Annotated in this window: 13 protein-coding genes; 7 read left to right on the top strand and 6 right to left on the bottom strand. The window is 71.6% G+C overall.

Going from position 1 to position 12721, the window contains the following annotated elements:
- On the bottom strand, positions 1-648 hold the full coding sequence (locus S1361_RS30400; RefSeq protein WP_208035087.1) for a ScbR family autoregulator-binding transcription factor: 648 nt from the start codon (positions 646-648) through the stop codon (positions 1-3).
- A gap of 434 nt (positions 649-1082) precedes the next feature.
- On the opposite strand from S1361_RS30400, the gene S1361_RS30395 reads away from it, so the two are divergent.
- Positions 1083-2033, top strand: a complete 951-nt coding sequence (locus S1361_RS30395; protein WP_208035086.1) for a lytic polysaccharide monooxygenase auxiliary activity family 9 protein — start codon at positions 1083-1085, stop codon at positions 2031-2033.
- A gap of 18 nt (positions 2034-2051) precedes the next feature.
- On the opposite strand, the gene S1361_RS30390 is transcribed toward S1361_RS30395, so the two are convergent.
- A complete protein-coding gene (locus S1361_RS30390) occupies positions 2052-2702 on the bottom strand; it encodes a Tat pathway signal sequence domain protein (RefSeq protein ID WP_208035085.1) in 651 nt (216 codons plus the stop codon).
- Positions 2703-3344: 642 nt separating this feature from the next.
- On the opposite strand from S1361_RS30390, the gene S1361_RS30385 reads away from it, so the two are divergent.
- Both S1361_RS30385 and S1361_RS30380 read left to right on the top strand, forming a co-directional pair.
- Positions 3345-4043: a DUF6230 family protein gene (locus S1361_RS30385; RefSeq protein WP_208035084.1), complete on the top strand. Its 699-nt coding sequence runs from the start codon at positions 3345-3347 to the stop codon at positions 4041-4043.
- 5 nt (positions 4044-4048) lie between these two features.
- Positions 4049-4501: a DUF6114 domain-containing protein gene (locus tag S1361_RS30380; RefSeq protein WP_243769355.1), complete on the top strand. Its 453-nt coding sequence runs from the start codon at positions 4049-4051 to the stop codon at positions 4499-4501.
- Positions 4502-4823: 322 nt separating this feature from the next.
- Here the strand turns inward: S1361_RS30380 and S1361_RS30375 are convergent, their stop codons facing one another.
- Positions 4824-5780 carry an ABC transporter substrate-binding protein gene (locus S1361_RS30375; RefSeq protein ID WP_208035082.1) on the bottom strand — a complete coding sequence of 319 codons (957 nt, stop codon included), beginning with the start codon at positions 5778-5780 and terminating at the stop codon, positions 4824-4826.
- A gap of 301 nt (positions 5781-6081) precedes the next feature.
- Here S1361_RS30375 and S1361_RS30370 point away from each other — a divergent pair, with 301 nt between their 5' ends.
- From S1361_RS30370 to S1361_RS30355, 4 genes are read left to right on the top strand one after another with little or no spacing between them, the layout of a single operon-like run.
- Positions 6082-8664 (top strand): sensor histidine kinase, encoded by a 2583-nt coding sequence (locus S1361_RS30370; RefSeq protein WP_208035081.1) that lies wholly within the window; start codon positions 6082-6084, stop codon positions 8662-8664.
- Positions 8661-9137: a roadblock/LC7 domain-containing protein gene (locus S1361_RS30365; RefSeq protein WP_208035080.1), complete on the top strand. Its 477-nt coding sequence runs from the start codon at positions 8661-8663 to the stop codon at positions 9135-9137. Before S1361_RS30370 ends, S1361_RS30365 begins: the two co-directional genes overlap by 4 nt.
- 16 nt (positions 9138-9153) lie before the next feature.
- Positions 9154-9570 (top strand): DUF742 domain-containing protein, encoded by a 417-nt coding sequence (locus S1361_RS30360; RefSeq protein WP_208035079.1) that lies wholly within the window; start codon positions 9154-9156, stop codon positions 9568-9570.
- A complete protein-coding gene (locus tag S1361_RS30355) occupies positions 9557-10159 on the top strand; it encodes a GTP-binding protein (protein ID WP_208035078.1) in 603 nt (200 codons plus the stop codon). Before S1361_RS30360 ends, S1361_RS30355 begins: the two co-directional genes overlap by 14 nt.
- 3 nt (positions 10160-10162) lie before the next feature.
- Here the strand turns inward: S1361_RS30355 and S1361_RS30350 are convergent, their stop codons facing one another.
- The 3 genes from S1361_RS30350 to S1361_RS30340 are packed head-to-tail and all read right to left on the bottom strand — an operon-like array spanning position 10163 to position 12608.
- Positions 10163-10831, bottom strand: a complete 669-nt coding sequence (locus S1361_RS30350) for an ABC transporter permease (protein ID WP_208035077.1) — start codon at positions 10829-10831, stop codon at positions 10163-10165.
- Positions 10828-11481 (bottom strand): ABC transporter permease, encoded by a 654-nt coding sequence (locus S1361_RS30345; protein ID WP_208035076.1) that lies wholly within the window; start codon positions 11479-11481, stop codon positions 10828-10830. The genes S1361_RS30350 and S1361_RS30345 overlap by 4 nt, the downstream gene beginning before the upstream one ends.
- On the bottom strand, positions 11478-12608 hold the full coding sequence (locus tag S1361_RS30340) for an ABC transporter ATP-binding protein (protein WP_208035075.1): 1131 nt from the start codon (positions 12606-12608) through the stop codon (positions 11478-11480). The genes S1361_RS30345 and S1361_RS30340 overlap by 4 nt, the downstream gene beginning before the upstream one ends.
- Positions 12609-12721 lie beyond the last annotated feature (113 nt).

Here is a 12721-nt window from a genome sequence, read left to right as displayed (position 1 = left end):
TCAGGCGGCGCGGATCTCCCGCTCCAGCTGCGTGGCGAGGGTGACGTAGCGGGGGCGGCGGTGCACCGGGACGAGTCCGCGGATCATGAGGTGCCACATCTCGGCGACTCTGCGCGGCAGCCGCCCGGCCGGTTCCAGCGAGCGGCCGGCGACGCGGGTGCCGATGAAGAAGCAGACGAGGGAGTGGGCGACGGCGCCGACGTCGAGGTCGCCGTGCACGTCGGCCTCTCTGACGGCCCCGCTGAACTTCCGGGTGGCGAACTCCAGCCACTCGGTGAACGGATGCCGCAGCGGCGGTCGTACGGCGATGTCCGCGGCGGCGAGACGCAGTCCGGCGCGCGGCACGGGGTCCTCCACGGCGAGCCGGGCGATCCCGAACGTGGTGCGCATCAGGGCCTCCAGCGAGGAGCAGCCACGGCTCTCGACCTCGGCGACGAGCCGTTGCGCGGCCTTGGCCTGGAGCTCCAGGATGGCGTGGGCCAGATCCTCCTTGGCGGCGAAGTGGAAGTACAGGGCGCCCTTGGTGACCTTCGCGTGTGCGACGATGTCGCTCAGGCTGGTGGATTCGTACCCGTGCCGGTCGAACAGATCGGCGGCGGCCGTGATGATCGTTGCCCGGGTCTGTTCAGCGCGTAACTGCCTCGCCATCCTCGACCCCTCCTCGCACCTCTAACGAACAGGACATGCGGTTTGTTTTTAACCCCTTGGATACGATAACTCACCCAACGGCGACGGGAGTCCGGTGTGTCACGCGCACTGCGACACGTGTCACCGGCCCGCCCGGCACCGGCTGCACGCTCGGCGCCAGGCGAAACGGGCGAGCCCACATCGGATTCCCCCTTCGTCACGGGCGGGCGCCCGGCAGCCGGGGCACGACGACTGCCGCGCCCATGATCGCCACGATACGAGGCGGACGGCCGGCTCCTCAACGGCACGTGGAAGCAGGCGCAAAACAGCCGAACCGGTCGGTGCTTTCACGCCCCCCGCGCACGGGCGCGCCGATCGGACTGAACGCGTCGGACGCCCGCGCCGTACTGGACGCCGCAGACCCTGTTCCCGCGCCCGCCGAGGAGACGTCCCGGATGACTCGGATGACCGCCCGCCTGAGCGTCAGGGTGGCCGCTGCGGCGGCACCGTTGCTGCTGCTGCCGTGGGCGGCGGGGCCCGCCCGGGCGCACGGAGCCCCGACGGACCCGGTCAGCCGGGTCTACGCCTGCTCGCCCGAGGGCGGCGCCGCCCGGACGGCGGCCTGCCGGGCCGCGATCGCGGCGAACGGCTCTCCGTTCACCGCGTGGGACAACCTGCGGGTGGCGGGGGTGGCAGGTCGCGACCGGAAGGTGATCCCGGACGGCAGACTGTGCAGCGGGAACCTGCCGGCGTACCGCGGCCTGGACCTGGCGCGGCGGGACTGGCCGGCGACGCGGCTGAGTCCGGGTGGCCGGCTGACGCTGACCTATGCGTCGACGATCGCGCACGAGGGCACGTTCAGGCTGTACCTGACCAAGCAGGGGTACGACCCCACGAAACCGCTGACCTGGTCGGACCTGCCGGAGCGGCCCTTCGCCCAGATCACGGACCCGCCGCTGCGCGACGGGGCGTACCGGATGAGCGCCACGCTGCCGGCCGACCGGACGGGACGCCAGGTGCTCTACACGATCTGGCAGAACAGCAGTACGCCGGACACGTACTACTCGTGTTCCGACGTGGTGTTCCCGGAGCGCGGGAAAGCCGCCGGGGCCAAGCGGCCCACGGGAGCGGCGTCTTCGGCACCCGCACAGGCATCGGCAACGGGTTCGCCGACCGCACAGGCGTCGCCTGCGCAGGGTTCCCCGGCGGCGAGTTCGACTCCCGGTGTGCGCGGGAGCGAGGGGCGGGCCGAGCGTGCCACCGTCCACGGGACCCCTGTTGCTCAGGCCACGCACGGCGGTTCGGGACCCTCGGCGCCGCTGCTGGCGGGCGGCGCCACCGCGGTGCTGCTGCTCACCGGTGGCGCCGCCCTGGTTCTCCGGCTACGGCGTCCGCGACGACGCTGAACCGGACCCTCCGGTCGGTCAGTTGACGTAGACCCGGGCACCGGCGTCGGTGACGGGCGCGTACTTGGCCGTGAAGTAGCCGTTGGCGAAGCACAGCGACGAGCCGGAGCTCTTGGTGAACTGCTGGTTCGTGAAGGTGATGCTGCTGTCGGCGTTGTCGGCCTTGCCGGTCAGGCTGGGCGCCTGGTAGACGCAGGTGACGGTGCCCAGCAGAGTGCGCAGCTGGACGGTGGCCTGGATGAAGGAGCCGCTCGGCGGCGAGACGGTGAGGGTGCCGGCCGAGGTGATCGTCGCGGAGTACGGCAGGTTGTTGATGGTGATCCCGTTGACACCGAGGACACCGGGGACGTTGCTGGAACAGGTGCTGTTGTCGAAGGTGTGCGCGGTGACGGACTCGGTGGCCGTACCGGGCGCGGCCGGGTTGCCGGTGACCTGGGCCGTGAACTGGGATCCCGTGCACTTCACGCCACTGGTGCCGGTCGGGCTGGAGTAGAAGGTGGCGGAGGTACCGGAGGCCAGGGGCGCGGTCAGGGTGTCGCCGACGGCGGCCGCGGTGCCGCCGGCACTGCCGGTGGTCAGGACCGTGTCGGCGGCGGAGGCCGGGGTGGCCCAGGTGAGGGCGAGCGCCGTGGCGGTGCCGGCGAGGGCGAGGAGGGAGCGCGTACGCATGCGGGTGCCTCTCTTCCGATGTGGGGGGGGACAGATGAGGTGGCGGGTGGCGGGTGGCGGGTGGTGCGGGGGATGCCGCCGGCGCGGGGCCGTGGCGCCTTCTCCGTACGCGGCGGTCCCGCGACGGCGGCACACCGGACACCGGCCGAAGGCCTCGGGGGAAGGCCTCCGGCCGGGCCGGACAAGGGAGCGGCCGGGCACGGTGAGAAAGAGGGAACGACGTGCCGGTGCCGCTGTGTGAGGTGGAGCGCTTGCCGTGACCGGGCCGGGAACGCGGCCGGTACCGCGGGGGCGCGGCGAGGGCCACGCCGGGGACGCGGCGGGTGCCGCCTGCTGGATCCGGCGCCACGGATCCGTGGAAACAGGGGAAGTTGTAGACCTGGTCAACCGCCAACGTCAAGGTCCGGAAGGGGAGTTGTAGCAGGCGGGTACGGGCCCGCGCACATCCGACACCCTTTTTTCACAACTCCCTTGACCCCTTAAAGTAACCGGCGGTAACTTCCTCGAAGGCTACCGCCGCGTAACGAGAAAGCCCTTGCACCCGCCGGGAGTTGCGAGGAGGCGTACGCGGCATCCGCTGTCCGCGCCAGGACACCGCGCCGCTGAAGCCCAACCCGCATTGATCCATGCATGGGAGCAGACATGGCCTCGTCCCCGGACCTCCCGTCCGCCCGCAACACCCCCGAGATCCCTGGAAGCGACGCCCCCTCCGAAACCCCCGACACCGCAGGCACCGGCTCCGGCAGCGAGAGACGGGGACGCGTCCGGGCCCGCCGGGCCGCGGTGATGGCGGTACCCGCCACCCTGGTCGCCGCCGGCCTCGCGGTCCTCACCTCGCAGGGCGCGCTGGGTGTGCAGTTCGCCATCTCCGGAATGCCGTTCACGGTCACCGCCACAGAACTGAACGGCACCGGGTTCGAGCAGTTCGGCGGACTCGACAACATGGCGGAGGGCAGCCCGAACGCCGGGGACACCGGCGGCCAGGTGCTCATCGTCACCTCCGCGATCAAGCACGCCACGCTCACCAGGCTGTGCCAGAGCGTCGACCTCGGCGGCACGAACCTGCTGATCACCGCGGGCAGCGGGGCGGAGAAGGTCAGCGCGACCGACCTGACCACCGACTCCACCGAACTGTCGGGCGACGCGGCGTTCAACAACATCGAGATCGGCAACGACGCCAGCACGCTGACCAAGGCGGGCGTGAAGGGTCCGATCGGCGTCTTCAGTCAGCAGGCCGACACCGTGCGGATCGCCAACCTGCGGCAGACCAACTACGCGACCACGGCCGGTGTGTTCAAGCTGCCGGGTCTCAAGCTCCGCTTCGGCGACTCGGGTTGCTGATCACCGTGCCGGACCGTCCACGCCGGGGACCGAGGCTCGCCTTCCGCGGATGGCGGGCCCGCCGGCCGTTCTGGGGCGGGTTGCTGCTCGCCCTCGGCGGCGGCGAGATCCTGCTCACCGAGAAGGCCTCGCTGAAGGTCGTGCTGCACATCGGCATGCAGGGCCTGGCCGGCTATCTGCTGCCGGGCCTCATGGTGCTGCTGGGCCTGCTGATCCTCTTCAACCCCGCCCAGCGGCTCTTCTACTCCATCACCGGCATTCTGCTCTCCCTGGGCACCTGGCTCACCTCCAATCTGGGCGGCTTCTTCATCGGTCTGCTCCTCGGCGCCACCGGCAGCTGCCTCACCTTCGGCTGGCTCCCCGACCAGGAGCCGCGCATCAGCCGCCGCAAGCGCCGCAAGCAGACACGCACCGGCACCCGCTCCCTGACTTCGGAGGGGGCGGAGGGGGCGGTCTGAGGGGGGCTGCCTGGGTATGGACGGGGGTCGGAAGTCGTGGACGAGATCGGGGACTTCTTCGAGGGAGAGGAGGACTGAGCGGAGAGGGGGTGGGCGGGAGAGCGGTCCAAGAGGCCAGGAGGGGGCGTGGGCCAGGGTGTTCTCGCCGACGGTGGCCAGCCGGGCGGCGGCCCCGGCGTCGGCGAGCCGGACCGGGGCGGGCAGGGCGAGGCCCGGCCGTCGAGCGGGACGCGGGGCGGGTGCCCCCGAGTCCGGGGGCACCCGCGCCTGTTAGGCCCGCGGTCGTACCGGTCGTTCCAGCGGGTCGTTCGAGTGGTGGGCGTCAGGCGAGACCGGCGGACTTCAGCCAGGCCTTGGCCACGTCCAGCGGGTCCTTGTTCTCCATCTGCACCTGGATGTCCAGCTTCAGCAGGGTCGCGGTGTCGAGCTTGGCGGAGACCGCGTCGAGGGTGTCGACGCCCTTCTGGGACAGCGCGCTCTTGTGGACGAGCGGCTGCACGTTCTCGAACCCGAAGAGGTTCTTCGGGTCCTGCAGGACGACGAACTTCTCCTTGGAGATGTTCGCGTCGGTGGTGAAGATGTCCGCGGCCTGGACGGCGTCCTTCTTCAGCGCCGCCAGCGTCAGCGGACCACCCGCGTCCAGCGCCTTGAAGGACTTGAACTCCAGTCCGTAGACGGACTTCAGGCCCACCAGGCCCTGCTGCCGGGTCTGGAACTCCGGCGAGGCGCCGATGACCAGATCCTTGGCGACGTCCTTCAGGTCGGCGATGGTCGAGTTCTCGGTGAGGTGGTACTTCTTCGCGGTGGCCGCGTTGACCGTGACCGAGTCCTTGTTCTCCGCCGCCGACGGGTTGAGCAGTGTGAGCTTGGAGTCCAGCTTGGCGTTGACGGCGTCCGTGGTCTGACCGAGGGTCTTCGGGGTGGCCTTCGGGTCGAGGTAGGCCAGCAGTGCGCCGTTGTACTCGGGCAGGACCGAGATGGAACCGTTCTTGATCAGTCCGTAGGTGGTCTCGCGGCTGCCGATGTTCGGCTTGTAGGTGACCTTGATCCCCTTGGCCTTGAGAGCCTCGCCGTAGATGTCGGCGAGCAGCGTGCTCTCGGGGAAGTTGTTGGATCCGACGACGACGCTGTCGCCGCTCGCCTTGTTCTCCGTGAGGGGGTTGTCGGCGTTGCCCTTGGAGGAACAGCCCGCCAGCAGAGCCGTCGCCGCCGCCAGGGCGACCACCGCCGCGCCTCGGTTCCTCCGGATGGACCTGCTGATGTGGGTCGTGTAAGTCACGCGCCGATCCAATCCAGCCGGTTCCTGGTCAGTCAAGGCCCACAGATCACCGATTGGCCTCGATCCGCGACCGCTTGACCACGGACAGCACCCTCTTCGTAACGGATTCTTGATGAAAGGTGAGCTGATGGTCACCTCAAGCGGACTGTAGTCTCGGCCCAGTTGGTATCGACCACAGCGGTGTGCGGGGCCCGCTTCGGTGTCGTGAGCACAGGCGTTCCGAGGGCGACGAGGCCCTCGGCGTCCGGGAGATCCGGGAGCGACTGTCTCTCCCGGACAAGACACCCACGAAGGAGGCCCGGTGTCCACGAACGAGGTGGACGCGCCCGACCGACACGCCCCCGTCCGGGGAGCGGCACGGGCATTCGCCGACCGCTGGCCCTTCCGGCGCAAGCTCAACCTGCTCGTCGGCATCCCCCTCGCGGTCATCGCCGGCCTGCTCGCGTACCTCATCACCGACCTGGTGCAGCAGTCGTCCAGCGCGGCCGCCGCGGCCCGGCTGGTGCGGGACAGTGCGCAGGTGGCGCGGCTGGTGGACCGGGTGGAGGCCGAGCACCAGCAGGCCATCCTGCTCTCGACGCGCTACGAGTCCGGGGACGCGCACCCGTCGACGGACGCCTACCGGGCGGCCCAGCACGCGGTGGATACCCAGGCGACCAGGGTGCGCGAGGCCTTCGGCGACCGGCTGCCGCGGAGCGAGGCGCAGGCCCTGCGCGGCGTCGAGGGTCTGAGCAGCCTGCGCACCTCGGTGGAGCAGTCGTACCTGCCGGCCGACAACATCGACCCGGCCTACGCGGGCGCCGCCCAGGGCCTGATCGACGGGCTCGGGCTCGACCGCAACACCGACCTCTCCGAGACCTTCACCGGCAGCCTGCTGGACTCCCTGCTGCGCGCGGACGCCGCCCACGGCGCCTTCGAGACCAACGTGTTCGCCGCCACCACGGGCGACACCAACGCGCTGATCGAGTTCACCAACGCGGTCGGCGCCTACGACCTCTACGCCAACCAGGCCGGCCGTTTCGGCCGGTTCGCCACCGAGGAGCAGGCCGAGCGACTCGCCGGCATCGAACACACCGGGGCCCAGCGCGAGATCGCCGAGGCGTACGCCGAACTCCAGGTAGGTGTCGGCCGGTTGCAGACGGATGACCAGGCCGCGCTGCGGCGTGCGGTGCAGGACGCGCTGGCCGACTACCCCGCCTACCCACGGCAGGCCACCGCCCGGCTGGAGATCACCACGGCGCTGGTCGGCCAGATCGCCGACCGGGCCGACGCGGCCGCCGACTCCGCCCGGTGGCGGGCCGGCCTGCTGCTGAGCGGCGCGCTGATCGCGTTCGCGCTGTGGCTCGCCTTCGCGGTGCTGGTGCGCCGCTCGGTGGTCCGGCCCGTGCAGGCGCTCACCGGCGCGGCGCGGGAGGTCGCCGAGGTGGCGGGGCGCGAACTGGCCCGGGTGGCCGACGACGACGCCGAGGACGACGGGCCGCCCCGGCTGCGGGACATGCCGGTCACGGCCCGCGACGAGATCGGCGACCTGGCGGCGGCCTTCAACCAGGTGCAGACCACCGCCGCCGCGCTGCTGGAACGCCAGGTGCTCAGCCGCCGCAACACCGCCGAGATGTTCGGCAACGTCGGCCGTAGGGTCAGCAACCTGACCACGCGGCAGCTCGCGCTGATCGACGCGGTGGAGCGCGGGGAGACCGACCCGGCGCTGCTGGAGCGGCTGTACTCCATCGACCACATCGCCGTACGGCTGCGTCGCAACGCCGACAGCCTGATGCTGCTGGCCGGCATCCGCGAGGCCGTCCTGGACGCGGGGCCGACCGCGCTGTCCACCGTGGTCCGGGCCGCGCTCGGGCAGATCGAGGGCTATCAGCGGGTACGGCTGTACGCCGCGTCGGACGCCCTGGTCGAGCCGGACGTCATCGGGGACCTCACGCTGATGATGGCCGAACTCCTGGAGAACGCGGTGTCGTTCTCGCCCGAGGGCAGCCCCGTCGAGGTCACCGTCCGCTCCGGCACCGACGGCACGCACGTGGTGGTCACCGACCACGGCCTCGGCATGAGCGCCGAGCGGCTCGCCGAGGAGAACGCCCGGCTGATCCGTCGCGAACGCCTGGACCTGGTGCCGACGAAGGTGCTGGGCCTGTTCGTGGTGGGTGCGCTGGCGCGCCGCTGGGAGATCGGGGTCGAGCTGACCCGGACGCCGGGCGGCGGTGTGACGGCGGAGGTGACACTGCCGGCCTCGCTGCTGCTGACGCCGAGCGCGGGTCCGGTGACTCCGGCCACCGCGACACCGGCACCCGGGCCGACCGTCCCGGCACCGCCAGGGGACACACCACCGTCGGCTCCGGCACCGGCCCTCACGGCGGCACGGAACACTGCCCGCACACCGGCACCGGACACGGCCCACACGCCGACCCCGGACGCCTCCCCCAAGCCGGCACCGGGCACCGCCCCTACCCCGGCCCCAGGCACCGCCCACGAGAAGGCACCGGCCGACGGTACTGCCCGTAACCAGCCCATCCGCGCGGAACACGGCGGCCCGCTCCCCCGCCGGATCCCTCGCCGCGCACCGGAGAACTCCGAGGCACCGGCACCGTCCGGGGAACAGACCCCGGACGGCGCCGAACACACCGCACGCCCCCTGCGCCGCCGGGTGCGCGGGGCCACGCTGCGCACCACCGCCGGTGCCGCGCCGGCGGTGCCGAAGACCGTGCTGCCGCTGGACGCGGAGGCCGTCCGCAGCGAGCTGGAGGAGTTCGAGCAGGCGGTGGAACGCGCCCGACGGGACGCCGACACGGGCAGCGTCCCCCGCCCGGACGGCACCACCGGCACCACGCACCCGCCCCACCAGCCGAACCACCTTCCGGAAGGAGCCGAGCAGTGAGCACCTCGACAGGTGACAGCCCCACGGACGGCAGCGCGCCGGCCGATCTGCGGGCCGCCGCAGCCGACTTCACCTGGCTGCTGAACCGCTTCGCGACCGAGACGGCCGGCGTCGTCGACGCGATCGCCGTGTCCTCCGACGGTCTGCTGATCGCGGTGTCGCAGCTGCGTGAGCACGCCGACTCGGAGCGGCTCGCGGCCATCGTGTCCGGCATCACCAGCCTCGCCGCGGGCGCCTCCGGCAACTACGGACTGGGCGGCCTGAACAAGGTCATCATCGATCTGGAGGGCGGACACGTCATCGTCTCCGCGATCGGCAGCGGCGCCGTGCTCGGCGTCGTCACCGACAAGGAGGCGAAACTCGGCAACATCGCCTACGAGATGACGCTGTTCGCCAACCGCGCCGGTGCCGCGCTCAGCCCGCAGCTGGTGCTGGAGCTGAAGAACAGCGTCGGCGCGGCGTCGGCCCGCTGAGAAGGAGAACCCTCCCATGGCGGACGGCATCCCGCCGCCGGGCCCGGACCCGGTCGGCCCCGCCCCCGCCGTACGGCCGTACCTGGTCACTGCCGGCCGGGTGGCGGACGCCGCCTCCGGCCGGGCGCTGCCCGTGGAGACCCAGGTGGTCGCCACCGCCGACGGTCTCGACGCGCTCGGCCGGCTCTCCTTCGAGCAGCACGACATCGTGGCCGCCTGCCGGCTGCCGCAGTCGATCGCGGAACTCGCGGCCCGGCTGCGGCTGCATCTGAACGTGGTCCGCGTCCTCGCCGAGGACCTGCGCGAGGAGGGCCGGCTGGCGGTGTACGTACCGGACGCCGAAGCCACCCACGACGCGTCCGTCCTGCGCAGGGTTATCGACGGCCTGCGGGCCGTCCCCGACTCCCGAGGGGTACCGAGTGACACCGACTGAACCGCTCCTGGCCGGGGGCCGGGCCGCGCCGGGAGCCGTCCGGCCGCCGCTGCCGGTCAAGATGGTGATCGCGGGCGGTTTCGGCGTGGGCAAGACCACGGCCGTCGGCGCGATCTCGGAGATCGAGCCGCTGACCACGGAGGCGTCGATCACCGAGGTCGCGGCGGGCGTGGACGACCTCACGCACACCCCGCGCAAGACCACGACGACCGTGGCGATGGACTTCGGCTGCCTCACCATCGACCCGACGCTGAAGCTGTACCTGTTCGGCACGCCGGGGCAGGAGCGGTTCGGGTTCATGTGGGACGACATCGTGGAGGGCGCCGTCGGCGGGCTCGTCATCGTCGACACCCGCCGGCTGGACGACTGCTACGCGGCCGTCGACTACTTCGAGCACAAGGGCATCCCGTTCGCCGTCGCCGTGAACGCCTTCGACGGGCGGGTGGAGCACTCCCTGGAGGAGGTCCGCTGGGCGCTGGACGTCTCCGACGGGGTACCGGTGGTGGTGTTCGACGCCCGGGAGCGGGGCTCGGTGCGGGACGCGCTGCTCGTCGTACTCGAACTGGCGCTGGCCCGCACCGAGCGGTGACCGTCAGCCGCTGCGGCGTACCCCCGGCGACACGGTGAGCCGGGCGGCCGCCCAGAACACGGCGAGGGTGACGAGGGCGAGCCCGGCGACAAGGGTGGCGCCGCCGATGACCTTCTCGTAGTTCCTCTGGTAGAGGCCGTCGATGATGTACCGGCCGAGGCCGCCGAAGCTGACGTAGGCGGCGATGGTGGCCGTGGAGACGATCTGGATGGCCGCGGTGCGCAGGCCGCTCAGGATCAGCGGGAGCGCGACCGGCACCTCGACTTGGAGCAGCACGCGCGCCTCGGACATCCCCATGCCCCGGGCCGCGTCCACCGGGGACGGGTCGACGGAGCGGATCGCCTCGTAGGTGGTGACCAGGATCGGCGGTACGGCGAGCACGACCAGCGGGATCATCACCGGCAGCATGCCGAGGCCGAGCCAGATGAACATCAGCACCAGCAGGCCGAAGCTGGGCAGCGCCCGGCCGGCGGTGGCGACGAGTGCGAGGGCGTTGCCGCCGCGGCCGTAGTGGCCGGTGAGCAGGCCGACGGGCAGCCCGATCGCGGCGGCGACCAGCAGGGCTTCCAGCGAGTACTGGACGTGCTCGACGAAGCGGGTGGGGATGCCGTCGTAGCCGTGCCAGTGGGCACTGTCGCTGAAGAAGGCCTGCGCGAAGTTCAGGACGTTCACCGGGTGGCCCCCTTCCGCGGCATCCAGGGCGTGAGCAGGAGCCGTACGAGGACCAGCGCGGCGTCGACGAGGACGCCCAGCACCCCGATGGTGAGCACCGAGTTCACGGCCAGGGCGGGCCGGTGGTACGTCTGGGCGTTCCAGAGCATGTTCCCGAGGGCGCCCTGGTTGCCGATGAGCATGCCGACGCTGACCAGGGAGATGCTGGACACGGCCGCGACCCTGAGCCCGGCGATGATGGCGGGTACGGCGATGGGCAACTGGACCTGGAAGTACCGGCGTACGGCTCCGAAGCCCATGGCCTGCGCCGCGGCCAGGGTCTCCGGCGGCACCGAGCGGACGCCGTCCACGATCGCCGGGACCAGCACCACCAGGCTGTAGAGGGCGAGCGGGATCATCACCGTGGTCTCGCTCTGCCCGAAGTAGTCGATGAGGACGACGAAGAAGGCGAGCGACGGAATGGCGTAGAGCACGGTGGTGATGCCGAGGACGGGCGGGTAGATCCAGCGGAACCGCACGCACAGCTGGGCGATGGGCAGCGAGACGAGCAGCCCGGCCAGCACCGGCAGCAGGGCCTCGCGCAGATGCAGCCCGACGAGGCCGAGGTAGCTGTGCTGGAGGTCGCTCGGGAGGTCGAAGAAGCCGCTCATCGCCCGGCCTTCACGTCGGCCTGCTCCGCCACCCGGCCGTGGGCGGCACGGATGGCCTCGCCGATGACCTGCTGGGAGACGACGCCGACGGCGCGTCCCTCGCCGTCCACCGCCACCGCCCAGCCGGTCGGCGAGAGCACGGCACCGTCGAGCGCGGTGCGCAGCGAGTCGGTGCCGGGCACGAACGGCCGCCCGAAGTCCAGCAGCCGGTCCCGGTCGACGGCGCCGGCGGTGAGCCGGTCCGGCTCGCTCCAGCCGAGCGGCCTGCCGTCGAGGTCGGTGACGAGGAGGTAGGGGGCCGTGGCCCGGGAGGCGAGCTGGTCGGCGCCGGCGTCGATCGCGACGATGGGCGCGGTCTGCAACTCCAGTTCCGCGGAGGGGAAGAAGGAGAGCCGGCGGATGCCGCGGTCGGCGCCGAGGAAGTCCTCCACGAAGGAGTCGGCGGGCGCGCTCAGCAGTTCGGCGGGCGGGGCGAACTGGGCGAGCCGGCCGCCGGTGCGCAGCACGGCGACCTTGGTGCCCAGCTTGATCGCCTCGTCGATGTCGTGGGTGACGAAGACGATGGTCTTGCCGAGTTCGTCCTGGATGCGCAGGAGCTCGTCCTGGAGTCCCTTGCGGACGACGGGGTCCACGGCGGAGAACGGCTCGTCCATCAGCAGCACCGGCGGGTCGGCGGCGAGGGCGCGGGCCACGCCGACGCGCTGCTGCTGGCCGCCGGAGAGCTGGTACGGGTACCGCTTGGCCAGCGCGGTGTCGAGCCCCACCCGTTCCATCAGCTCCGCGGCCCGGGTCCGGGCCTTCTGCTTGGTCCAGCCGAGCAGGCGGGGCACGGTGGCGATGTTGTCGAGGATGGTGCGGTGCTGGAAGAGACCGGCGTTCTGGATGACGTAACCCATGGACCGGCGGAGGGTGTTGACCGGCTGCTGCCGGATGTCCCGGCCGTCGAGGAGGATGCTGCCCTCGGTGGGCTCCACCATCCGGTTGATCATCCGCAGGGTCGTCGTCTTGCCGCAGCCGGAGGGCCCGACGAGGACGGTGATCGCGCGGTCCGGTATCTCCAGCGACAGCCGGTCGACCGCGACCGTGCCGTCGGGATACCGCTTCGTGACTGCCTCTATCCGTATCAAAACGCCGCGTACCCTTCGGGCCGACCGATCCTGGGCTGGTGCGGGGAGAGTCTAGACGGCGACTGTTTCAGCAGTTTGGCGGCGAGCGCCAGTCCGCACGCACCGCTCGAAGC

The organism is Streptomyces cyanogenus, from assembly GCF_017526105.1.
In the GTDB taxonomy this organism is placed as follows: Bacteria; Actinomycetota; Actinomycetes; order Streptomycetales; family Streptomycetaceae; genus Streptomyces; species Streptomyces cyanogenus.
This window is presented reverse-complemented; position numbering and strand designations above follow the sequence as displayed.